This is a genomic window from Micromonospora ferruginea (genome assembly GCF_013694245.2).
GTDB classification, from domain to species: domain Bacteria; phylum Actinomycetota; class Actinomycetes; order Mycobacteriales; family Micromonosporaceae; genus Micromonospora; species Micromonospora robiginosa.
Genome location: NZ_CP059322.2, coordinates 477,642 through 499,686 on the forward strand (window position 1 = coordinate 477,642; position 22,045 = coordinate 499,686).

18 protein-coding genes are annotated in these 22,045 nt (G+C 75.6%); 10 read left to right on the forward strand and 8 right to left on the reverse strand.

Annotated elements, in window-relative coordinates:
• Positions 1-31 precede the first annotated feature (31 nt).
• From H1D33_RS02350 to H1D33_RS02360, 3 genes are all read right to left on the reverse strand, one after another.
• A complete protein-coding gene (locus tag H1D33_RS02350; protein WP_181569622.1) occupies positions 32-805 on the reverse strand; it encodes an adenosylcobinamide-GDP ribazoletransferase in 774 nt (257 codons plus the stop codon).
• A complete protein-coding gene (locus H1D33_RS02355; protein ID WP_181569621.1) occupies positions 795-2,819 on the reverse strand; it encodes a bifunctional adenosylcobinamide kinase/adenosylcobinamide-phosphate guanylyltransferase in 2,025 nt (674 codons plus the stop codon). The genes H1D33_RS02350 and H1D33_RS02355 overlap by 11 nt, the downstream gene beginning before the upstream one ends.
• A 163-nt stretch (positions 2,820-2,982) precedes the next feature.
• Positions 2,983-4,773: a serine/threonine-protein kinase gene (locus H1D33_RS02360; RefSeq protein WP_181569620.1), complete on the reverse strand. Its 1,791-nt coding sequence runs from the start codon at positions 4,771-4,773 to the stop codon at positions 2,983-2,985.
• Between the two features lie 123 nt (positions 4,774-4,896).
• On the opposite strand from H1D33_RS02360, the gene H1D33_RS02365 reads away from it, so the two are divergent.
• A complete protein-coding gene (locus H1D33_RS02365; RefSeq protein WP_181569619.1) occupies positions 4,897-5,097 on the forward strand; it encodes a hypothetical protein in 201 nt (66 codons plus the stop codon).
• The gene (locus H1D33_RS02370; RefSeq protein WP_181569618.1) at positions 5,094-5,891 is read left to right on the forward strand and encodes a site-2 protease family protein; all 798 of its coding nucleotides are present in this window, start codon (positions 5,094-5,096) and stop codon (positions 5,889-5,891) included. The genes H1D33_RS02365 and H1D33_RS02370 overlap by 4 nt, the downstream gene beginning before the upstream one ends.
• A gap of 49 nt (positions 5,892-5,940) precedes the next feature.
• On the opposite strand, the gene H1D33_RS02375 is transcribed toward H1D33_RS02370, so the two are convergent.
• Both H1D33_RS02375 and H1D33_RS02380 read right to left on the reverse strand, forming a co-directional pair.
• Complete coding sequence (locus H1D33_RS02375; protein WP_181569617.1) at positions 5,941-6,939, reverse strand: aldo/keto reductase family protein; 999 nt, start codon at positions 6,937-6,939, stop codon at positions 5,941-5,943.
• A 52-nt stretch (positions 6,940-6,991) separates the two neighbouring features.
• On the reverse strand, positions 6,992-8,971 hold the full coding sequence (locus tag H1D33_RS02380; RefSeq protein WP_479686834.1) for a WG repeat-containing protein: 1,980 nt from the start codon (positions 8,969-8,971) through the stop codon (positions 6,992-6,994).
• 3,043 nt (positions 8,972-12,014) lie between these two features.
• Here H1D33_RS02380 and H1D33_RS02385 point away from each other — a divergent pair.
• From H1D33_RS02385 to H1D33_RS02400, 4 genes are all read left to right on the forward strand, one after another.
• Positions 12,015-12,146, forward strand: coding sequence for a hypothetical protein (locus H1D33_RS02385; protein ID WP_281370393.1), 132 nt, complete (start codon positions 12,015-12,017; stop codon positions 12,144-12,146).
• Between the two features lie 359 nt (positions 12,147-12,505).
• Positions 12,506-13,357, forward strand: coding sequence for an ABC transporter permease (locus tag H1D33_RS02390; RefSeq protein WP_181569616.1), 852 nt, complete (start codon positions 12,506-12,508; stop codon positions 13,355-13,357).
• Complete coding sequence (locus H1D33_RS02395) at positions 13,350-14,162, forward strand: ABC transporter permease (protein WP_246411734.1); 813 nt, start codon at positions 13,350-13,352, stop codon at positions 14,160-14,162. The genes H1D33_RS02390 and H1D33_RS02395 overlap by 8 nt, the downstream gene beginning before the upstream one ends.
• A complete protein-coding gene (locus tag H1D33_RS02400) occupies positions 14,159-15,145 on the forward strand; it encodes an ABC transporter ATP-binding protein (protein WP_181569615.1) in 987 nt (328 codons plus the stop codon). Before H1D33_RS02395 ends, H1D33_RS02400 begins: the two co-directional genes overlap by 4 nt.
• Positions 15,146-15,165: 20 nt before the next feature.
• Here the strand turns inward: H1D33_RS02400 and H1D33_RS02405 are convergent, their stop codons facing one another.
• From H1D33_RS02405 to nadA, 3 genes are all read right to left on the reverse strand, one after another.
• A complete protein-coding gene (locus H1D33_RS02405; protein WP_246411732.1) occupies positions 15,166-15,774 on the reverse strand; it encodes a DUF3043 domain-containing protein in 609 nt (202 codons plus the stop codon).
• Between the two features lie 70 nt (positions 15,775-15,844).
• A complete protein-coding gene (gene murA, locus H1D33_RS02410; RefSeq protein ID WP_181569613.1) occupies positions 15,845-17,200 on the reverse strand; it encodes a UDP-N-acetylglucosamine 1-carboxyvinyltransferase in 1,356 nt (451 codons plus the stop codon).
• A 213-nt stretch (positions 17,201-17,413) separates the two neighbouring features.
• On the reverse strand, positions 17,414-18,589 hold the full coding sequence (gene nadA, locus H1D33_RS02415) for a quinolinate synthase NadA (RefSeq protein ID WP_181569612.1): 1,176 nt from the start codon (positions 18,587-18,589) through the stop codon (positions 17,414-17,416).
• Positions 18,590-18,632: 43 nt separating this feature from the next.
• On the opposite strand from nadA, the gene H1D33_RS02420 reads away from it, so the two are divergent.
• From H1D33_RS02420 to H1D33_RS02435, 4 genes are all read left to right on the forward strand, one after another.
• A complete protein-coding gene (locus H1D33_RS02420) occupies positions 18,633-19,793 on the forward strand; it encodes a glycerate kinase family protein (RefSeq protein WP_181569611.1) in 1,161 nt (386 codons plus the stop codon).
• A 137-nt stretch (positions 19,794-19,930) separates the two neighbouring features.
• Positions 19,931-20,302: an iron-sulfur cluster insertion protein ErpA gene (gene erpA / locus H1D33_RS02425; RefSeq protein WP_181569610.1), complete on the forward strand. Its 372-nt coding sequence runs from the start codon at positions 19,931-19,933 to the stop codon at positions 20,300-20,302.
• 185 nt (positions 20,303-20,487) lie between these two features.
• The gene (locus H1D33_RS02430; protein ID WP_181569609.1) at positions 20,488-21,462 is read left to right on the forward strand and encodes a carbohydrate kinase family protein; all 975 of its coding nucleotides are present in this window, start codon (positions 20,488-20,490) and stop codon (positions 21,460-21,462) included.
• Positions 21,459-21,992 carry a P-loop nucleotide/nucleoside kinase family protein gene (locus tag H1D33_RS02435; RefSeq protein WP_181569608.1) on the forward strand — a complete coding sequence of 178 codons (534 nt, stop codon included), beginning with the start codon at positions 21,459-21,461 and terminating at the stop codon, positions 21,990-21,992. Before H1D33_RS02430 ends, H1D33_RS02435 begins: the two co-directional genes overlap by 4 nt.
• Positions 21,993-22,045: the final 53 nt, after the last annotated feature.

The following is a 22,045-nucleotide window of genomic DNA, read 5'->3' on the forward strand; positions in this document are numbered from 1 at the left end:
CCCGAACGCTACCCGCCCGACCGGGTGGCGATCAGCCGGTCAGCACCAGTCCCAGGTAGGACAGCGTGGTGACGACCTCCACCAGGGCGCCGAGGACGTCGCCGGTGATGCCGCCGAAGCGGCGTACCAGGTGCCGCAGCAGCCCGGCCGCGACGGCGAGCGAGGCGAGCACGGCGAGCGGCCCCTGCCACGGGCGGCCCGGCACCGCCGGCACGGCCAGCAGCGCCACGGCGAGCGCGCCGAGCGCCAGGACGGCCCACCCCACCGTGCCGGCGACCAGCGCGCCCAGCCCGTCCGGCCGGGCCGCCGGCACGCCGCGGCGGCAGGCCAGGCCGGCGGCCAGCCGCCCGGCCGCGGTGGCCGCGACCACCGCGGCGAGCGCCGCCGGCGCGTCCCGCCCGGCCAGCTCCGCCAGCACGGCGGTCTGGAGCAGGAGTACGACCACCAGCGCGACCACCCCGAACGGGCCGACGTCCGGCTGCTTCATGATCTCCAGCGCGGCCGGCCCGCGCCGGTACGAGCCGAGCGCGTCCACGGTGTCGGCCAGCCCGTCCAGGTGCAGGCCCCGGGTGAGCAGCGCGCCCAGCGCGACCGTCGCCCCGGCGGCGACCAGCGGCGGGGCGAGCGCGCCGGCCAGCAGCAGTGCCCCGGCGAGCACCGCGCCCAGCAGCGCGCCGACCGCCGGGGCCAGCGCCATCGCGACGCCGGCGGTGTCCCGGTCGACCCGGCCGGCGCGTACCGGCGCGGTGGTGAACGTGGTCAGCGCCAGCCGGACGCCGTCGGCGAGCCGGGGCTCAGTCGGCACGGCGGCCGGGCGACACCGGCTCGTCGGACCCGGTGGTGGTCGGGCCCGGCCCGGCCGGCTCCGGCTCGGTGAAGTCCGGCTCGGTGAAGTCCGGCTCGTCGGCCGGCTCCGGCTCGGCGACGCGCTCGTCGTCGGCGCCGCCCAGCGACGGGTGCGTCGGCAGCGTGGCGGCGAGCGTGAGCGCCGAGCGCAGCAGCGGGAGGGCGGCCAGCGCGGTCGCCCCCTCGCCCAGGTCGAGGCGGAGGTCGAGCAGCGGCGTCAGGCCGAGCACGTCGGCGGCGAGCCGCACCCCGGGACGGCCGCCGTGGTCGGGCAGCAGGCACCAGTGCCGGGCCTGCCCGGCCAGGTCCCGGCTGACCATGCCGGCGGCGGTGCCGACCGGGCCGTCCAGCAGCACCGGGACCCGCCGGGCGGTGGCGCCGAGCAGCACGCCGGTGGCCATCGCGATGTCACCGCCGCCCAGCTCGGCCAGGATGTCCTTGGCCTCGCGGGGGGACCGCCGGGTGCGGTGCAGCGCGTCCCGCACGGCCGCGCAGCGGACCATCCAGGCGTTGTCGTCGATCTCGCCCTGCTCGGTCACCACCCGGCCGAGCACCGTCGGGGGCTCCGCGCCGGCGGTGGCCGCCAGCACCGCCGCGGCGGCCGCCTCGGCGCCCGCCCCGCAGGACGCCAGCACCAGAAGCTGTACGCCCGCCTCGGCGGCCTGCTCGGCCAGCCGCCAGCCGTAGCGCAGCGCCGACTCGACCTGGTCGGCGTCCAGCGCCGGGCCGTCCTCGAACGGGGCCGAGGCGGGCGCCTCGACGACCTGGAGGCTCGCGCCATTCTCGGCGGCCAGCCGGGCCAGCGCGCCCCGGCCGGCGCGGGCCTGCCGGGCGCGGCGGGCCGACTCGCCGGGCACCGCGCCGGCGGACGCCCCACCGTCGTGGTCGCCGTGCAGCAGCAGCACCCGGACCGACTCCCACGGGCGGGGCGTCGCGGTGCCCTGGGTGGCCGCGGCGAAGCCGATCACCTGCTCCAGCACGCCGAGGCCGGCGCCCGGGAGGTCGAGCGTGGCGAGCCGGTCGACCGCCTGCGGGCCGGTGTAGTCGTCCGGCATCGGCAGTTCCATGCCGGGCTGGATGACCAGGCCGGTGGCGATCATGGGCAGGGCCATGGTGGGCGCCGCCCAGTCCCCGGCGCCGCCCGTGCCGGCGGCCGGCGTGGCCGGCGGCGGCGTCGCGGCGGGGGTGAGCACCTCGGGCAGCGGCGCGTCCGGCGCGACGCTCTCCGGTCGACGCCCGGTGGACGTGGTCGACCGGTCCGCCCCGGCCCACGCCGGCGTGCCGGCCCGGTCGAGGTCGGCCGGCATGCCGTGGTCCGGCTGCGACGCGGCGTGGGCGGGCGACGCGGTGTGGGCGGGCGGCGCGGCATGGGCGGGCGTTGCGGCGTGGACCGGCGGCGCGGCGTGGACCGGCGGTGCCGGCGCTGCGGTGGGCTTGAGCCAGGCGGTCTGCCCGGCGACCACGAGCGCGACCGCGTCGCAGGCGTCGGCCACCGCGCGGTTGGTGGCGCCCAGCGCGTCGGTGAACGCCCGGCCCAGCGGCGTGGTGGGCACCAGCGACAGCCCGACCTCGGGGCTGACCAGCACCAGGCGCGCCTCGCTGGCCCGCACTGCCGCGGCCAGCTCGGCGATGGTGGCGGTGTCGTCGGCCGGCTGGTGGACCGGGTCGAGCAGCACCGTCACCCAGCCGCCCAGGTCGTCCACGAGCAGCGTGTCGTGCGGGCCGGCGGCGGCGATCACCTCGGCCAGCCGGCCCGGGTCCGTCGCCGTCTCCTCGGTGGTCCAGCTTCCCGGCCGCCGGGCCCGGTGCGTGGCGAGGCGGGCTGCCCACTCGGTGTCGTCCGGATCACCGGCGGGGGCGGTGGCCACGTAGCGGACCATGGGCGCGTCGGCGACCAGCGACTCGGCGAACCCGGACTTGCCGGAGCGGATACCGCCGAGCACCAGGAGGGTGTGCCACCCGTCAACGGACATGCCCGTACCTTAGTTCGCCCCTCCCACCCCGCCCTCCCACCCACCCGCCCCCGCCCCGCCCGACCTTTCGTCGTCGACCTTGGAGTTGTGGCGCCCAGGATGTCGGAGACAGCCGATTTGTCAGGTGCCACAACTCCAAGATCGGCGCAGGGGCCGGCGCAGGTCAGTCGCAGTGTTCGAAGGGGCTGGTGTAGGTGGCGCCGCCGGTCGCGCCGCCCCACCTCACGCAGACGGCGGCGGCGGTGGCGCGTACCGGGCCGGCGTAGTACCGGTAGCCGCCGCTCTGCGTCTGCCGGGCCCTGCCCTTCACCTCCAGGTAGGTGGTGACCGTGGTGACCCGGCCGACGTCGGCGTCCTTGAGCGTGACCACGCAGTTTGCCCCGGCCGCGGTGCTGTAGAGCAGGTAGACCCGTCCCTGGCGGACGCCGCCCGCGGTCAGCGTGGCCGAGTCGATCACCTGGTAACCACCGCCGCACACCTGGGCGGCGGTGTACGGCTGCGGCTTCGGCGCGGTCGTCGGCGTCCCGGTCGGCGCGGGCGTGCCGGTGCCCGGCCCGCCTCCGGCCGACCCGGTCGGCTGCGGCGCGGGACGGCTCGGGGTGGCCGACGACCGGCTCGGCCGCGCGCTGCGGCTCGCGCCCGGCGTCGCCGGGCCGGCGCCGCTCGGCCTCACCGTCGCCACCGGACCGGCCACCGCGGACTCACCGGCCACCGCCGTCGGCGCCGGTCCCGGCTCGTCGGGGGAGCGGAGCGCCGCCACCGCCACCGCGGTCAGCACCGCCACCAGCACCACGCCGGCCGCCCCGGCGAGCACTCCGGTTCGCCGCCCGCGTCGGGTCGGTTCCTCCCGCGTCGGCGGCGTGCCGTCCACCCCCGAGGCGGGCCGGTCGGGCGCGCCGAACGTCGAGTCGGCCGCCCAGGGCGGCACCCCGGCCACCGGTCCGACATCCGGGCCGGACGTCTGCCGCGCACCGGGCGCCACCGGATCCGTACCCCCGGCCGGGAGGTCGACCGGCGCGGGCATGGCCGGCCCGGACATGGCCGGGGCGGGCGTGGGCGGGCCGGGGACGGCCGGGCCGCCCACCGCCCACGGCGGGCGCGGCGGGACCGGCACGCTGGCCAGCGTGGCGTCCCGGGCGTCCTGCGCGCCGTCGGCCAGGGCCGCCGCGGTGGGGAAGCGGTCGCGCGGGCTCTTCGCCAGCGCGCGCCGGACCACCTCGACCACCGCCGGGGGCGTGTCCGGCGGCAGCGGCGGCGGCTCGTCCTGCACGTGCCGCATCGCCACCTGCAGCGGGCTGTCGCCGTCGAAGGGCGGCCGGCCGGCCAGGCAGAAGTACGCGACCGCGCCGAGCGCGTAGACGTCGGTGACCGGCGAGACCGGTTGTCCGGCCGCCTGCTCCGGGGACATGTACGAGGCGGTGCCGAGCACCATGTGGGCGGCGGTGATGCCGGCCATGGTGGTGGCCCGGGCGATGCCGAAGTCCACCAGCACGACCGTGCCGTCCCGCTTGACCAGCAGGTTCGCCGGTTTCACGTCGCGGTGCACGATGCCGGCGAGGTGGGCGGCGTGCAACGCCTGCGCGGCCTGCCCCACCACCGACATGGTGGACGCCGGGTCGAGCCGGCCGGCGTGCCGGACCCAGCCGGTCAGTGGCCGGCCGTCGACGTACTCCATGACCAGGTAGCTGACCCGGCTGCCGTCGGCGAGCGTCGCGGCGCCGACGTCGTGCACCTGCACGATGCCGGGGTGCCGCAGCGCGGCCAGCATCCGGGCCTCGGCCTGGAAGCGGGTGGTGAACTCCGGGTCGGCGACCAGCGACGGCAGCAGCACCTTCACCGCGACGTCGCGGCCGAGCAGCATGTCCGTGCACTTCCACACCGCGCCCATGCCGCCGGTCGCGATGCGTTCGGTCAGCCGGTAGCGGTCGCTGAGCACCACGTTCGAAGTCAGCACCGCGCCACCGTACCGGCCGTGATCGGCATGATCCATGTGGCGGCGGGCCGTCGTCCGGCGGGCCGACTAGGCTTGCGAGGGTTTCCGGCCCTATCGGGCGACGGCGGCGAGGGGAGACGCGGCATGGCGTGGAGCTGGCGGTACGAGGGCACGAACGGCGACACGGTCGACGGGCCGGGCGAGTCGTTCACGAGTCAGGCGGACGCCGAGTCGTGGATCGGCCAGACCTGGCGGGAGCTCGCGACGTCCGGCGTCACCTCCGTCGCGCTGGTCGAGGACGACCGGGTGGAATACCGGATGAGCCTGCTGCCCCCGGCCGAATGACCGGCTACGACCGCCCGGGTGACCCGCTGGTCCTCGGCGTGCCCCGGGCGGCGTTCCGGCCGAGCCCGATCTTCCTGGCGCTGGTCGCGCTCTTCGTGGCCGGCGGCGTGATGACCTGGAACGGGTTCGGCAACGTGCGGTTCGACGTGTTCCTGTTCGTCGTCTCCGGCTGGCTCGTCTCGCTGTGCCTGCACGAGTACGCGCACGCGGTGGTCGCCTACCGGGCCGGCGACCGCGACATCGCCCACCGCGGCTACCTGACGCTCAACCCGCTGAAGTACACCAGCCCGCTGCTGTCGATCGTGCTGCCGGTGGTCGTGGTGCTGCTCGGCGGCATCGGCCTGCCCGGCGGCGCGGTCTGGGTCGACCGGCACGCCATCCCGGGCCGGCTGCGGCACACCCTGGTCAGCCTCGCCGGGCCGGCCACCAACGTGCTGTTCACGCTGGTGCTGGTGGCGGCCGTGACCTGGGGGCCGGAGCTGGGCGGGCCGCTGGAGTTCTGGGCCGGCGTCGGCCTGCTCGCGTTCCTCCAGCTCATGGCGAGCGTGCTCAACCTGATGCCGGTGCCCGGGCTGGACGGCGGCAACATGATCCAGCCCTGGCTCAGCCCCGCCTACCGGCGGATGTACGACCTGTTCGCCCCGTACGGATTCATCCTGCTCTTCGCACTGCTGTGGAGTCCCCAGATCAACCGGGTGTTCTTCGGCGGCGTCTTCGCGGTCGGCGACGCGCTCGGCCTGCCGCGGGCGCTGTACCAGATCGGGTTCTCCCTGATCCGCTTCTGGCAGGGCTGACCGGCCGTCCCCGGGCCGGCGCGGAACGCCGGCCCGGGGACGACTGGCGTCACGGACGCTGCGCCGGGCTCTCGGTCTTCGCCGGGTCCCGCTCGGTGACCGGCTCGACGATCTCGTCGATCGCCTTGAGCAGGCCGGCGTCGAGCTTCACACCCGCCGCCTTCACGTTGTCGTGCACCTGCTCGGGCCGGGAGGCGCCGACGATCGCCGAGGCGACGTTCGGGTTCTGCAGCACCCAGGCGACGGCGAGCTGCGGCATGGTCAGCCCGGCCTGCTCGGCGATCGGCTTGAGCTGCTGCACCCGGGTGAGCACGTCGTCGGTGAGCCAGCGGGCGATGAAGTCCGCGCCGGACTTCTCGTCGGTGGCGCGGGAGCCGGCCGGCGGCGGCTGGCCCGGCAGGTACTTCCCGGAGAGCACGCCCTGCGCCATCGGCGACCAGACGATCTGGCCGACGCCCAGCTCCTCGCTGGCCGGGATCACCTCGGTCTCGATGACCCGCCACAGCATCGAATATTGTGGCTGGTTGGAGATCAGCGGGATGCGCAGCTCACGGGCGAGCGCGTGCGCCTCGCGCAACTGCGAGGCGGTCCACTCGGACACGCCGATGTAGTGCGCCTTGCCGGAGTGGACGACGTCGGCGAACGCCTCCATCGTCTCCTCCAGCGGCGTGCTGACGTCGTAGCGGTGCGCCTGGTAGAGGTCGACGTGGTCGGTCTGCAGGCGGCGCAGCGAGCCGTCGATCGACTCCATGATGTGCTTGCGGGACAGGCCGCGGTCGTTGCGGCCCGGGCCGGTCGGCCAGTACACCTTGGTGAAGATCTCCAGCCCTTCGCGGCGCTCGCCCTTCAGCGCCCGGCCGAGCACCGACTCGGCCCGGGTGCCGGCGTAGACGTCGGCGGTGTCGAAGGTGGTGATGCCGCTGTCGAGGGCGGCCCGGACGCAGGCGACCGCGGCCTCCTCCTCGACCTGCGAGCCGTGGGTGATCCAGTTGCCGTACGAGATCTCGCTGACCATCAGGCCGGAGCGGCCCAGGTGTCGGAATTCCATCCCTCGACCCTAGCCCCGCACGCCGCGGGGCACCCGTCGTGACTCCCCGGCCTCAGAGCACCGGGTTGGTGTCGGCGAGCAGCCGGTCGATTTCCGCGGCCACCGCGGCGCGGTGGGGGTGCACCGGGTCGATCAGCGGCTCGCCGCGACGGTCGAGGGCACCCCAGCGGCCCGTCTCGGTGGTGACCAGGAACGCCACCGGGTGGATCACCAGCGTCGGGTACGCCGGGGTGACCACCACCCGTCCGCTCCGGTTGACCACGCCGCGGCGGCCGGCCAGCTCCACCACGGCCAGCCCGTCGGCGGTGAAACCGTCCAGGTGCCGGCCGTCGGCCAGCGGCGCGCCGAGCCGGTGGTAGCGGGTCGGCACCACCACCTCGCCGGTGCGGTCCACCGCACCCCAGCCGCCGTTCTGCCGCACCGCGGCCAGGCCGTTGCGGAACGGCCGGACCTCCTCGTACCCGGGCGGGATCTTCACGATGTTCATCTTGTCGACGGCCATCCACCGGCCCTTGCCGTCCATGGACACCCAGGACAGGCCCTCGGCGAAGGCGCCCACCGCGCGGTAGCCGTTGTTCGCCTCGATCAGCGCCGCGCCGGTGGTGTCGATCAGCGCCCAGCGGGACGCCTCGGGCATGCGGACCCAGGCCAGTCCCTCGTGGAAGGGCTGGGCCTCGGCGTACCGGTGCGCGACGACCATCTCGCCGTCGGCGTCCGCGTACCCCCAGAGCTGGTGCTCGTCGTCGAACGTCGCCGCCGGGTGGCGCGGCGTGCCGAGCACCTCCTCCCGTCCCCGGGGCGCCGGACCGAAGCCGGCCTCGGCCGCCCGGCCGGCGACCGCGTCCAGCGCCACCTCGGTCCGCGCGGTCAACGCCGCGTCCCCGCCCTGACGCAGGTCCAGCGCCCGCTCGAAGTGCGCACACGCCTCGGTCAGCCGGCCCTGGTCGTAGCAGGAGCGCCCGGCGTGCTCGTGCAGCAACGCGCGCAGCCGGTCGGGCAGCTCCGGCGAGTTGGCCTCGGCGAAGAGCCGGTCGGCCTCCGCGTGCTCACCCCGCCAGCGCAGCACCTCGGCGAGGCGCGCGCGGGCCAGCGAGGTCCGCCGCAACTCGCCGGTGGCCTCCGCGTACGTGACGGCCAGCCGACCGTCGGCGACCGCGTCGTCCAGGTCGCCGAGGATCCGGGACGCCACCGAGCGGAGGCTGAGCAGCCGGGCCCGGCTGCGGTTGTCCAGCGCGCTGCCCAACTTGCCGGTGAGGCCGTCGCGGATCGGGCGCAGCAGCGTCGGGTCGGGCGCCTCCTCGCGTAGCGTCCCCGGATCCAGCCGCCACTCGATCGCGGCCAGCGCCTGTTCCGGGTCCACCGGAGGCGCCGGCGCCGGCTCGTCGTCCGCCACGTCCGCCCGGTCGTCGTCCTCCGCGCCCGGCTCCGGGGTACGCGGCCCCGCCGGCCCGTCCGCCCCGGCGCCACCGGTCGGACCCGCGCCCGTCGGCGCGGCCGATGCCCCGCTCTCGGTGCCGGTCTGCTCGCCCGGGACCGCACCCGCCGCCGAGGTGATCGGGCGGTCCGAAGGGGATTCGGTCGGCCCGCGATCGGCCGAATCATCTTCGACGGGGCTGGTGTGGGCCGTCGTCTCTTCGGCCCTGCTCGCGTCGGCGAGGGCGACGTCGTCCGGCCCGGCTTCCGTCCGTGCCGGGCTGGCGTCCGTCGCTGTCGGGTCGGCTTCCGTCCGTGCTGGGCTGGTGTCCGTCGCTGTCGGGTCGGCTTCCGTCCGCGCCGGGCCGGCTCGGTCCGGTTCGGCGGACGGCGCGGTGGCCATCGTGTCGGTCGGGGTGGGAGTCGTGCCGCCCAGGTCCGTACCGCCGCGCGGTGTGTCGGTCGGACCGGTGGTGGCGCGTTGCGGGTCGCGCGGATCCGGCTCGGTCGACGTGGCGGCCGTCGCATCGGTTCCGACCCGCGACGTACCGGTCGGGTCCGCCGCACCGGCGGCGTTCTCGTCGAGCGCCGAACTGCCCGACCTCGTCGCGGTCGGCATCGGGCCGACCGAACCCGCCTCGGCCCGGAACTCGTCGTGGCCCGGTTCCGGGCGAACCACCCGTGCCGGACCGTCGGTCGTGGGCGCCGGCTCCGACCCGTCGAGGTCGGGGCGGGCGGCGGGTGCTGCTGCCGCCTGGTTGGTAGGCGTCGCGTCGGCGTGCGGGGCCGCGTCCGCACGCGTGGTGGAGGACGTCTCCGGATCCGGGTGTGTTGCCGCGTCCCGGCGTGCGTCAAGGGTGGACGGCGGTTGCGGCGATGTGCCGTCCGAGGGGGTGGACGGCGCGGATGCGCGGGACTCGACCGGCGGGCGGACGCTCGGCACCGTCAGCTCGGCCGCTGCCGCTGCCGCTGCCGCTGCCGCTGCCGCTGCCGCTGCGATGACGGGTGCCGGCGGGCTGACGTCACCGCCGGTTACCGGAGTCTCCGCGCTGTCCCCGGGCTGCCCCGTGGTCGCGGTGGCGGTCGTCGTGGAGCCCTGGCCGTCGACGCCCGACGCGGCTGCGGTGTCCGGCCGTCCGGCGGGTCCGGACGGGTCCGCGGGTGCGGGGCGGTCCGTGGTTGCGGGGCGGTCCGTGGCTGCCGGGCGGGCCGTGGGTGCGAGGCGGGCCGCGGGTGCCACGCGGTCGGCGGGATCCGTCGCGGTGGCGTGGTCGACGGCGGTGCCGGCCGAGTCATCCACGTCATCACGTTCGTCGCGACGATCGACGGACTGCTCCGGCTCGCCGGAGGCGCCCAAGTCGACCGCGCCCGGGTCGACCGCCGTGGGGCGATCGGCCGAGGTGACCGCACGGGTCGACGCGACCGACGGGCCGTCGTCGTCCGGCCGTGCCGGCTCGGGCCGGTCGCCCGGTCGGCGGGTCTCGTTCCGCTGGTCGCCCGGCACGGTGGCGTGGTGGCGGTCCGGACCCTCGGCGGGCGCCGGCCGGGATTTGACGTCGGACGCGTCGTCGGCCCGCGCCGTCGCGACGGTGTCGTGGGCGCCGGGTGTCGCCGGTCGGCTCGGCCGGAACCATGCCTCCATGCCGGAGTCCGCCGCCTGAGGTACCGGGCGCGGCTCCTCCACCTGCCGTGCGTCGGTCCCGACCGGCGGTGTGCCCGGCCGAGCCGGCGGAGTAGGCGTGCCCGGCTGAGCCGGCGTGCTCGACTGTGCCGGCGTGCCCGGCTGAGCCGGCGGAGTAGGCGTGCCCGGCTGAGCCGGCGTACCCGACTGCGCAGGTGGGGCCGGCGTGACCGGTGGAACCGGCCGGCCGGACTGAGCCGGAGCGACCGGCGGGGCCGAGTGGGCCGACTGAGCCGGACCGACGGGCGTGGGCGGAGTGGCCGGGCGGGCGTCCTGAACCGGCGTGACCGGTGGAGCCGGGGTGGCCCGCGGGGCCGGAGCAGCGGGCGGTGCCGACTGGGCGGCCTGAGCCGGCGTGACCGGTGGAGCCGGGGTGGCCCGCGGAGCCGGAGCAGCGGGCGGAGCCGGAGCAGCGGGCGGTGCCGACTGGGCGGCCTGAGCCGGCGTGACCGGTGGAGCCGGGGTGGCCGGCGGAGCGGACGGGACCGGCGGGGCCGACGGCGTGGCGGTGGCCGGCGGGGGCGGTGTGCCGTGCGGCGGCCGGGCCTCGGGAGGGCCGGTGCGGGCGGGCGGCACCGGGCCTCGTTCGGGTGCCCGGACCGGGGCGGGGCCGGGGTAGGCGGGCGGTGCCGGACGGCGGGCCTCGTCGTACCGGTCCGACCCCGGGGCGGTCGGCCGTCGCGGTTCGTCCGGTCGGGTCGGCGGCACGGACGGGGTCGGCACGTCGTCGCGCCGGCCGCGCTGGTGCTCGTCGGGTCGGGCCGACCACTGCTCCGGACGGGGCCGGTACTCGGGGGGCGCCGCGGAGTCCGCCCGGCGCGGGTCCGGCTCGGGCTGCCGCCGGCCGGCCTCGGGACGAACGCCGGTCGAGGGCGGCCGGACGTCCGTCGACTCGGGGCGTGCGCCGGTGCTCTCGGGGCGTGGGGCGGCGTGCTCGGGGCGGGTGACGGGCGGTCGGGCGTCCCGCGACTCCGGGCGGGCCCGGCCGATGCCGTCCCGGTCGGGGCGGTGACCGTCGGGGCGCACGGCGTCGGTCGGCTGAGCCGGGTGGCCGTCCGCGACCGGACGGCGGCGCTCGTCGGGCCGGTACGCGGCCGGCTCGGTGCGGGGCCGCCGCTCGATCACCGGCCACTCGCCCTGTGGCGGGTACGTGCGGTCGCGCGGACCGTCCCACCGCTGGTCGGCGGGGCGTGGGGGGCCGTACCGGTCGGCTTCGGCGCGCTGCGGGGCGCGGCCGTGCCCGGGGGTCGGACGCTGGACGTCGGCGGGCGCGGCGGCCTCCCGGCGCGGCGCGCCGTCGTCCCATCGGCCGGCGGACGGCTCGCGCCGGTCGGTGTGCGGACGCGGGCCCGGGTCGCGCCAGCCGTCGCGGCGCGGCTCGCCGTGGCCGGCCCAACCGCGTTCCGCCGGGGTCCCGTCGTGGTCGCGCCGGTCGGCCGGCCGGCCGGGGTCCCGTCGCTCCGGGTGGCTGTCGGGCTCCGGGTCCTGCCAACTGTCGACGTACGGCCCGTGCATCTCGTCCGGGACGAGCCGGTGACGGTCGTCGGGCGGGGTGGGCTCGCGTCGGGGCGCACGCCGATCGTCGGGCGGCGGGCTCCACTGGACGCGGGAGGCGCCCCCGCGCCCGTTCGACGCGGCGGGGCGGTCGTCCGCCGGCCGATGGCGCTCGGACCAGCCCGGGGCGGGGCGCGGGGTCTCGTTCGGCTCCGGCGCCCAGCCCGGCTCGATCGGGGCCGGCCGGTGGGACGCCGCCCGGGGGCGCGTCCAGCGCTGGTCGAACCGCTCCGGCGGGGCCTCCTGGTCGCGGGGATGCCGGCCGTCCGTGCCGGGTCCGTCCGGGTGCCGGCGTCGCTCGCCCACCGGACGCGGCCCGCGCGGCCCGTCCGGGCCGGCCGGGCTGATCGGGTACGTCTCCGGTCCGGCCGGGCTGACCGGGTAGGAGCCGCGCGGCCCGCGCGGCCCGTCCGGGCCGGCCGGGCTGATGGGGTACGTCTCCGGTCCGGCGGGACTGACCGGACGGGCCCCGCGCGGCGCGGCGGGACTCACCGGGTACGCGCCGCGCGGGCTCGCCGGGCTGATCGGGTACGTCTCCGGCGCCGGGCTGACCGGGTAGGCGTCGTCCGGCGCGGGGCTGACCGGGCGCACCTCGGCGCGTCCGACCACGGACCGGCGGCGTGGTGGGGGAGTCAGGTGTTCCAGGCCGATGTCGCCCGGGTAGCGCTGGCCGGGGAACTGCGGCTCCCACTCGTGGGTGGGTGCCAGGGCCCAGGCCGGTTCGGCCGGCTCGCGCCAGCTGCCCCAGCCACTCATCGACAGCCCTTCCCGCCGGTCACGCGGCGCGGCCCGGGAACCGGCTCGCGTCGCTCGCTCACGGCGGTGTCACCTCGCTGGAAATTGTCGCGCCGGAGCGCCGGACGTGCCGGTAGAGTCGCCCGGTCCAGCACGTCTTGCCTGCGGAAGGAGGGTAACGGCGTGGGCTCGGTCACCGCCACTGTGGCATCACCCACGGACGCACACGTTACCCCATGGTTTCGGACATTCGGCGCGATAGTGGCGGCGGGCTTTCGCCGGCAGGCGACCTACCGCCAGGCGGCCGTCGCCGGCGTCGTGACCAACACCGTGTTCGGCTTCCTGCGCTGCTACATCTTCCTCGCCGCCACCGGCGCGGCCGGCACCGTGGCCGGCTACGACCGGGCGCAGCTCGGCACGTTCGTCTGGGCCGGGCAGGGGCTGCTGGCGGTCATCGCGATCTGGGGCTGGACCGACCTGGCCGACCGGATCCGCTCCGGCGAGGTGGCCGCCGACCTGCTGCGGCCGGTGCACCCGGTGACCAGCTATCTCGCCGTCGACCTGGGCCGGGCCGGGTTCGCCGCGCTCGCCCGGCTGGTGCCGCCGCTGGTGGTCGGCCCGCTCTTCTTCCCGGTGCACGTGCCTCGGCACTGGGCCACCGTCGGGCTGTTCCTGCTCTCCGTCGTGCTCGCGGTGGTGGTCTGCTTCGGCTGCCGCTACCTGGTCAACGCGACCACCTACTGGTTGCAGGACGTCCGGGGTCCGATGATCCTCTGGACGTTGGGCTCGGGCGTGCTGGCCGGGCTCTACTTCCCGCTCGGGTTCCTGCCCGCTCCGGTGGAGGCGACCCTGCGCTACGCCACCCCGTTCCCCAGCCTGCTGCAGGTCCCGCTGGACGTGTTGGTGGAGCGGGAGTCGACGGCGACCGGCGTGGGTCTGGTCGGGTTGCAGCTCGGCTGGGCGGTGCTGCTGCTGGCGCTCTGCCGGCTGGTCCAGCGACGGGCCGAGCGCCGGCTGGTGGTGCAGGGTGGTTGAGCAGGGGGGAACGCTGCGGGCGTACCGGTCGTTGCTCGGGGCGCAGGCGCGGTCCCAGACCGCCTACCGCACGTCGTTCGTGGTCGACCTGGTCGGCAACCTGGGCGCGACCGTGTTCGACGTGGTCACCGTGCTGGTGATCTTCGGGGTGACCCGTGAGCTGGGCGGCTTCACGTTGCGCGAGACGCTCGTCGTGGTCGGGCTGTCGACCTGCGGGTTCGCCGCCGCCGACCTGCTGGTCGGCAACATCGAGCGGCTGCCCCGGTACGTCCGCACCGGCCTCTTCGACGCCGTGCTGGTCCGCCCGCTCGCGGCGCTGCCCCAACTGCTGCTGATGGACCTGCCGCTGCGCAAGGTGTCCCGGGCGGTGTTCGGGCTGGCCGTGCTGGTCTTCGCGCTCGCCTCGGCCGGGATCGACTGGACCCCGGGGCGGGTCGCGCTGGCAGTCGTCGCCCCGCCGGCCGCGGTGGTCTTCTTCGCCTCGGTCTTCGTCACCACCGCCACGGTGTCGTTCTACTGGGTCGACTCCGGCGAACTCGCCAACTCGGTGACCTACGGCGGGCGCGACTTCACCGCGTACCCGATCACCGTCTACGGCGGCTGGTTCCGCGCGCTGTTCGCGTACGGGATGGGCTTCGCCTTTGTCAGTTACCACCCGGCGCTGGCGCTGCTGGGCCGCGCCGACCCGCTCGGCCTGCCGGCCTGGGTGGGCTGGGCCGCGCCGGGCGTCGCGGCGGTCGCGGCGGCGGTCGCCGCCCTGGCCTGGCGGGTCGGGATCCGTCACTACCGGAGTACGGGGTCATGAGCGTCATCGAGATGGACGGCCTGCGCAAGGAGTTCACGGTCCGGGTCCGGGCCGGGCGGCTGCGCCGGGAGAAGCGCACGGTGACCGCGGTCGACGGCGTCGACCTGCGGGTGGAACGCGGCGAGATGCTCGGCTACATCGGCCCGAACGGCGCCGGGAAGTCGACCACGCTGAAGATGCTCACCGGTGTGCTGACCCCGACCGCCGGGCGGGCGCAGGTGTGCGGGCTGCGGCCGGTGGCCGACCGGACCCGGCTGGCGCTGCGCGTCGGGGTGGTCTTCGGGCAGCGGTCCCAGCTCTGGTGGGACCTGCCGCTGCGCGACTCGTTCGACCTGCTGCGGCACATCTACCGGGTGCCGGCCGGCGAGCACGCCGCCCGGTTGGGCCGCTGCCGGGGCCTGCTCGACCTGGACGAGTTCCTGGACACCCCGGTCCGGCAGCTCTCCCTCGGGCAGCGGATGCGGGGCGAGCTGACCGCCGCGCTGCTGCACGGGCCGGAGGTGCTGTTCCTGGACGAGCCGACCATCGGGCTGGACGTGGTCAGCAAGCAGGCGGTCCGCGGCTTCCTGGCCGAGCTGGGCCGGGCCGGCGACACCACGCTGGTGCTCACCACGCACGACCTGGCCGACATCGAACGGCTCTGCCACCGGCTGGTGGTCATCGACCACGGGCGGGTGGTGCACGACGGTTCGATCGCCGAGCTGCACCAGCGGTACGGGTCGCGCCGGATGGTGGTCGCCGAGCTGGACGCCGCGCTGGCCGAGCCGCCGGTGCTGCCCGGCGCGCCGCTGCACCGGGTGGAGGCGGACGGGCGGCGGCTGGTGTTCGCGCTGGAGTCGGCGAGCGTCGCCGAGGTGGTGGCCGGGTTGGCCGGGCTGGCCACGTTGCGGGACGTCTCGATCGTGGAGCCGGACATCGAGGAGGTCGTCGCCCGCCTCTACCAGAGCGAAAGGAAGGGCCCCCTCCTAACGCCTGGCGTATAGGAAGGGGCCCCGCTTAACACTCAGAACTTTTCGCCGATGGCGACCCGGGGAGCGGGGGCGCGCATCTTGCGGAACGTGATCGACCGCATGATCGCGTAGAAGTAGAGCGAGCCGAGCTTCTCGGTGCTCTTCGGGAAGCGCTCCCGGACCAGCTTCTTGATCTTCCGGCTGATCAGCACCGAGTCGACCAGCACACCGAGGGCCAGCGCGCCCCAGAGCACGTTCGACAGCAGCCGCACGATCGCCGGCATGGCCTGGTTGGAGCCGACCAGCACGATCAGCGCGCCGCCGAAGAACCAGGTGCCGATCGTCCGGCGGGAGTCGACCACGTTGCGGGCCAGCAGCCGCTCCGGGCCCCGGTCCCGCGGGCCGCCCTCGCGGCGGAACTCGGCACTGGCCTCGGCGCGCGCCGTGCGGCGCTGCTCCCGGGCCTCCTCCTTGGTCAGCGGGCGGGCCGGCGCGGCCGGCCGGCGACCGGCGGCCGGACGCTTCGGGGTGGTCACCCCGAGCTCCTTCTTGCTCGGCGTGTAGCCCCGGGGGCGGGCGGCGGCGGACTCCTCGTCGGTCGTCACCGTGGTGACGGAATCCTCGACGAGGTCGGCGGGCTTGCGGCGAAACAGCGACGGCACGTCGGCAAGGGTAGCCAAACGGTCGAGCCCGGCGCACATCGCGGTGCGCCGGGCTCGGAGTACGCCGGGATCAGGGGCGCTCGACGTGCGCGCCGAGGTCCGCCAGCTTGGCCTCGAAGTCCTCGTAGCCGCGGTTGATCAGGTCCACGCCGTACACCCGGGAGGTGCCCTCGGCGGCGAGCGCCGCGATGAGGTGGCTGAACCCGGCCCGCAGGTCCGGGATGACCAGGTCGGCCGCGTGCAGCTTGCTCGGGCCGGCGATCACCGCCGAGTGCTTGAAGTTACGCCGGCCGAAGCGGCACGGGGTGCCGCCGAGGCAGTCCCGGTAGACCTGGATGTTGGCGCCCATCGTGTTCAGCGCCTCGGTGTAGCCGAGCCGCTGCTCGTAGACCGTCTCGTGGACGATCGACAGGCCCCGGGCCTGGGTGAGCGCGACCACCAGCGGCTGCTGCCAGTCGGTCATGAAACCGGGGTGTACGTCGGTCTCCAGCGCCACCGCGTTCAGCTCGCCGCCCGGGTGCCAGAACCGGATGCCACCCTCCTGGCCCGGGTCGCCGAGCTTCGGCGGACGGGCGTCGGTGACCTCGTACTCGCCGCCGACGGACCGGAAGATGTTCAGGAAGGTCATCATGTCGGCCTGCTGCGCGCCGAGCACCTCGACGTGGCCGCGGGTGGCCAGCGCGGCCGCCGCCCAGCTCGCCGCCTCGATCCGGTCCGGGATCGGCCGGTGGGTGTAGCCGTGCAGCTTCTTGACGCCCTGGATCTCGATCACCCGGTCGGTGTGGACCTTGATGATCGCGCCCATCTTCTGCAGGATGCAGATCAGGTCGATGATCTCCGGCTCGACGGCCGCGTTGCGCAGCTCGGTGACGCCCTCGGCCATCACGGCGGTGAGCAGCACCTGCTCGGTGGCGCCGACGCTCGGGTAGGGCAGCGCGAACTTGGTGCCGTGCAGCCCGTTCGGGGCCGACAGGTGCAGGCCCTCGGGGGTCTTGTCGACCGTCGCGCCGAACTCGCGCAGCGCCTGCAGGTGGAAGTCGATCGGGCGGGGCCCGATGTGGCAGCCGCCCAGGTCGGGGATGAACGCGTGGCCGAGCCGGTGCAGCAGCGGACCGCAGAACAGGATCGGGATCCGGCTGGACCCGGCGTGCACGTTGATCTGGTCGGTGCTGGCGCTCTCGACGTTGGATGGGTCGAAGACCAGCTCGCCGTCCTCCCCGCCGTCGGTCACCTTCACCCCGTGCAGGCCGAGCAGCCCGCGGACCACCTCGACGTCACGGATGCGCGGCACGTCGAACAGCCGGCTGGGTGTGTCGCCGAGCAGGGCGGCGACCATCGCCTTGGACACGAGGTTCTTCGCGCCGCGCACGCGGATCCGCCCTTCGAGCGGAGTGCCTCCGTGTACGACCAGGACGTCGTCGGTCAACGCAACCTCCAGCGCGTTGGGTGTTGCCGTGTAGGTGTGGGTTCGCGATTCGTCATCGCTACCCGGATCGCGGCCATGGGAAAACCGGCCCGCGTGTGTCGTCGCCCCGGCAGCATAGCCCTCCGTGACGAGAATGGAATCGGTCACATCGCCAGCCAGGGCACGAACCGGGGATTCGGTGCGTTTCCGTGCCAGGCAGGTGACCGACCGTGATCAAGCCCCGGGCAGGGCGAGCATCTGGTCCAGCGCCGCCCGGGCGTGTCCGGCGGTGTCCGGATCCACCGTGATCTGGTTGACCACCCGGCCGGCGACCAGCTCCTCCAGCGCCCAGACCAGGTGCGGCAGGTCGATCCGGTTCATCGTCGAGCAGTAGCAGACCGCCCGGTCGAGGAACATGATCTGCTTGTCCGGGTGGGCCAGCGCGAGCCGGCGTACCAGATTCAGCTCGGTGCCCACCGCCCACGCCGAGCCGGCCGGCGCCGCCTCGATGGTCTTGATGATGAACTCGGTGGAGCCCACCAGGTCGGCGGCGGTGACCACCTCGTGGCGGCACTCCGGGTGCACCAGCACGTTGACGCCGGGCACCCGGGCGCGCACGTCGTTCACGCTCTCGAGCGTGAAACGGCCGTGCACCGAGCAGTGCCCGCGCCACAGGATCATCTTCGCGTCGCGGAGCTGCTCGGCGGTGAGCCCGCCGTTCGGCTTGTGCGGATCCCAGAGCACGCAGTCGTCCAGCGAGAAGCCCATCTCCAGCACCGCGGTGTTGCGACCCAGGTGCTGGTCCGGCAGGAACAGCACCTTGCGGCCCTGCTCGTACGCCCAGTCCAGGGCGCGCTTGGCGTTGGACGAGGTGCAGACCACGCCGCCGTGCCGGCCGACGAACCCCTTGATGTCGGCGGACGAGTTCATGTAGGTCACCGGGACCGTGTCCGCCGCCACCCCCGAGTCGGTCAACGCGTCCCAGGCGGCCTCGACCTGCGACAGCACCGCCATGTCGGCCATCGAGCAGCCGGCCGCCAGGTCCGGCAGGATCACCTTCTGCGCGTCCGTGGTGAGGATGTCCGCGCTCTCGGCCATGAAGTGCACGCCGCAGAAGACGATGTACTCCGCGTCCGGGCGGGCCGCCGCCTCCCGGGCCAGCTTGAACGAGTCGCCGGTCACGTCGGCGAACTGGATCACCTCGTCGCGCTGGTAGTGGTGGCCCAGCACGAAGACCTTCGTGCCGAGCGCGGCCTTCGCCGCCGCCGCGCGGGCCACCAGGTCGGGGTCGCTGGGCGCGGGGAGGTCACCCGGACACTCCACGCCACGCTCGGTGGCGGGGTCGCTGCCACGGCCGAGGAGCAGCAGCGCGGTGGCGGTGTTGGAGGGCTCAACCCAGGTCGAAGTCACGCCCCCATGGTCCCACAGCCCGGCCGCCGCGCAGCCGCCCACGATGTGGCCTGCCACACTGCTCGGCATGCGCGTGCTGCTCTGCCCGGACAAGTTCGCCGGCACGCTGCCGGCCCCCGAGGTGGCCGCCGCGGTCGCCGACGGCTGGCGGACCGTCGCCCCCGGCGACGACCTGCTGCTGAAGCCGCTCGCCGACGGCGGGCCGGGCTTCGTCGCGGTGCTCGCCGAGGCGCTCGGCGGGCGGCGGCTGCCGGTGCCCACCGTCGACCCGCTCGGCCGCCCGGCCGCCGGTGAGATCCTGCTCACCGACGACGGCGTGGCCTACCTGGAGAGCGCCCAGGCGTGCGGCCTGCACCTGCTGTCCGCCGCCGAACGCGACCCGAAGGCCACCACCTCGTACGGGCTGGGGCTGCTGGTCGCCGCCGCGGTCGAGGCGGGCGCCCGGACCGTGGTGATCGGGCTGGGCGGCTCGGCCACCAACGACGGCGGCGCCGGCATGCTGGTCCCGCTCGGCGTCACCCCGCTCGACGCCGGCGACCGGGCCCTGCCGTACGGCGGGGCGGCGCTGGCCGGCGTGGCCGCGCTCGACGGCGTTCCCCGGCTGCGCGGGGTGACCCTCGTCGCCGCCACCGACGTGGACAACCCGCTGCTCGGGCTGCACGGCGCGAGCAGCGTGTTCGGCCCGCAGAAGGGCGCCGACCGGGCGGACGTGCTGCTGCTCGACGCCGCGCTGGAACGCTGGGTGGACGTGCTGGCCGAGCGGCTGCGGGGCTGCCCGCCCGGGCTCGGCGCGCTGCCCGGCGGCGGTGCGGCCGGCGGGCTCGGCGCGGCGGTGCTGGCGCTGGGCGGGCGGTGCGAGTCGGGCATCGGCCTGGTCACCCGCGCCGTCGGCCTGGACGCCGCGCTGGACGCCGCCGACCTGGTGGTCACCGGCGAGGGCTCCTTCGACCACCAGTCGCTGCGCGGCAAGGTGGTCGCCGGGGTGGCCGGGGCGGCCCGGGACCGCGGCGTGCCCTGCGTGGTGCTGGCCGGGCGGGTGAGCACCGGGCGGCGGGAGGCCGCCGCGGCGGGCGTCACCGAGGCGTACAGCCTGGTGGAGCACTTCGGCGGCGAGGAGCGCGGGGGAGTGGAAGCGGCGATGGAGCGTCCCGCCGAGGGGTTGCGGGCGCTCGGCGCCCGCCTGGCCGGCCAGTGGAGCCGCTGACCGGGTTCCGCTGGTCACGCCGCCGGGTGGCCGCGCCGGCAGCGGCGTACGATCGGAGACGGACCACCGGGAATACTGGCGGACGTGCGGCGTTGGCCAGTACGTCCGGACCTCATACCGCGCAGGGAGACTTCCACGTGACCACGCCAGCGCAGACCGAGTCGACCGAGGCCACGCAGGCCCCCAGCACCGTCGTCCTCACCGACGTCGCGGCGCAGAAGGTCAAGGCCCTGATCGAGCAGGAGGGCCGCGACGACCTGCGGCTCCGGATCGCCGTGCAGCCGGGTGGCTGCTCCGGCCTGCGGTACCAGCTCTTCTTCGACGAGCGGTCGCTCGACGGTGACGTCGTCACCGACTTCGACGGCGTCGAGGTGGTCGTCGACCGGATGAGCGCCCCCTACCTGACCGGCGCCACGATCGACTTCGCCGACCGGATCGACGCTCAGGGCTTCACCATCGACAACCCGAACGCCGGCAACTCCTGCGCCTGCGGCGACTCGTTCAGCTGAGTCGGCGTACCGACGCCTGACGAACGACGGCGGGACCACCCCTCGGGGTGGTCCCGCCGTTTCGTGCTGTCTGCCCGGTGACGCCCGGATGGACGCGGGACGACCGGTTCGCGACCGACCGTCGACCGGGCCCCCGGCCCGACCGGTAGGCTGACCGCGCCGTGCTCCCGACCACGAGGGTTGACATGAAGATCGCCGTGACCGGCTCGATCGCGACCGACCACCTGATGAGCTTCCCCGGCCGCTTCGCCGACCAGCTCATCGCCGACCAGCTCGACAAGGTGTCGCTGTCCTTCCTCGTCGACGAGCTGGTGCTCCGGCGCGGCGGCACGGCCGCCAACATCGCGTTCGGCATGGCCCAGCTCGGGCTGCGGCCGGTGCTGCTCGGCGCGGTGGGCGCCGACTTCGCCGACTACCGCTCCTGGCTGGAGCGCCACGGCGTCGACTGCGACTCGGTGCACGTCAGCGACGTCGCGCACACGGCACGCTTCGTCTGCACCACCGACACCGACATGTGCCAGATCGCCTCGTTCTACGCCGGCGCGATGAGCGAGGCCCGCAACATCGAGCTGTCGCCGGTGGCGCAGCGCCTCGGCGGCCTCGACCTGGTGCTGGTCAGCGCCAACGACCCGGCCGCGATGATCCGGCACTCCGCCGAGTGCCGGGACCGGGGCTACCCGTTCGTCGCCGACCCGTCGCAGCAGCTCGCCCGGATGGACGGCGCCGACGTGCTCGGCCTGGTCGACGGCGCCGACTACCTGATGACCAACGAGTACGAGCGGTCGCTGCTGCAGAGCAAGGCCGGCCTCACCGACGAGCAGCTCCTCGACCGGGTGAAGGTGCGGGTCACCACGCTGGGCAAGCAGGGCGTGGAGATCGCCGGCCGGGAGCTCGGCACGATCCGGGTGCCGATCGCGCGCGAGATCCAGGCGGTCGACCCGACCGGCGTCGGCGACGGCTTCCGGGCCGGTTTCTTCGCCGCGCTCGACTGGGGCGTCGGCGTCGAGCGCGCCGCGCAGGTCGGCTGCCTGCTGGCCACCCTGGTGCTGGAGAACTTCGGCGGCCAGGAGTACGAGGTCCGCCGGGACCTGTTCGTGAAGCGGCTCGCCGAGTCGTACGGGGACGCGGCCGCCGAGGACGTCCGGCCGTACCTGCTGTGACCGGCCCGGCCGGCGGGGTGGACCGTCCCGCCCTGGGCGGTCAGGTGCTCGTCGCCTTCGCCGGGCTGCCCGGGGTCGGCAAGAGCACGCTGGCCGTCCGGGTCGGCGCCGCGCTGCGCGCCCCGGTCCTGCCGGTCGACCCGGTCGAGCGGGCCCTGGGCCGCTACGGCCTCACCGGCGACGTGCCCGGCATGGCCGCCTACGGCGCGGTCGCCGGGCTGGCCGAGGTGCAGCTCGGCCTGGGGCTGAGCGTGGTGGTCGACGCGGTGAACCCGGTCGCCAGCGCCCGCGGCCTCTGGCACGACCTGGCCGAGCGGGCCGGCGTCCCGCTGCGGGTGGTCGAGGTGCACTGCGGCGACGAGGCGGAACACCGCCGCCGGGTCGAGGCCCGACCGGCCGACGAGCACGTGACCTGGGAGCAGACGCTGGTGCGCCGCGCCGAGTACGAGCCGCTGATCGGCCCACGCCTGGTGGTGGACACCGCCGTGGCGGTCGACCCGCTCCCCGGCATCCTCGCCTACCTGGGCTGAGCGCCGCAGGTGTTAAGAAGGGCCCCTTCCTCTACCGGAAACGTTAAGCGGGG

Bases quoted from the DNA above. Each gene is read 5' to 3' on its own strand.
- H1D33_RS02430 (WP_181569609.1), top strand. From the start codon at position 20,488: ATGAAGATCGCCGTGACCGGCTCGATCGCGACCGACCACCTGATGAGC.
- H1D33_RS02375 (WP_181569617.1), bottom strand. From the start codon at position 6,939: ATGGAATTCCGACACCTGGGCCGCTCCGGCCTGATGGTCAGCGAGATC.
- H1D33_RS02380 (WP_479686834.1), bottom strand. From the start codon at position 8,971: ATGCCGACCGCGACGAGGTCGGGCAGTTCGGCGCTCGACGAGAACGCC.
- H1D33_RS02420 (WP_181569611.1), top strand. From the start codon at position 18,633: ATGTGGCCTGCCACACTGCTCGGCATGCGCGTGCTGCTCTGCCCGGAC.
- H1D33_RS02365 (WP_181569619.1), top strand. From the start codon at position 4,897: ATGGCGTGGAGCTGGCGGTACGAGGGCACGAACGGCGACACGGTCGAC.
- H1D33_RS02370 (WP_181569618.1), top strand. From the start codon at position 5,094: ATGACCGGCTACGACCGCCCGGGTGACCCGCTGGTCCTCGGCGTGCCC.
- H1D33_RS02385 (WP_281370393.1), top strand. From the start codon at position 12,015: ATGGGGTACGTCTCCGGTCCGGCGGGACTGACCGGACGGGCCCCGCGC.
- H1D33_RS02355 (WP_181569621.1), bottom strand. From the start codon at position 2,819: ATGTCCGTTGACGGGTGGCACACCCTCCTGGTGCTCGGCGGTATCCGC.
- H1D33_RS02400 (WP_181569615.1), top strand. From the start codon at position 14,159: ATGAGCGTCATCGAGATGGACGGCCTGCGCAAGGAGTTCACGGTCCGG.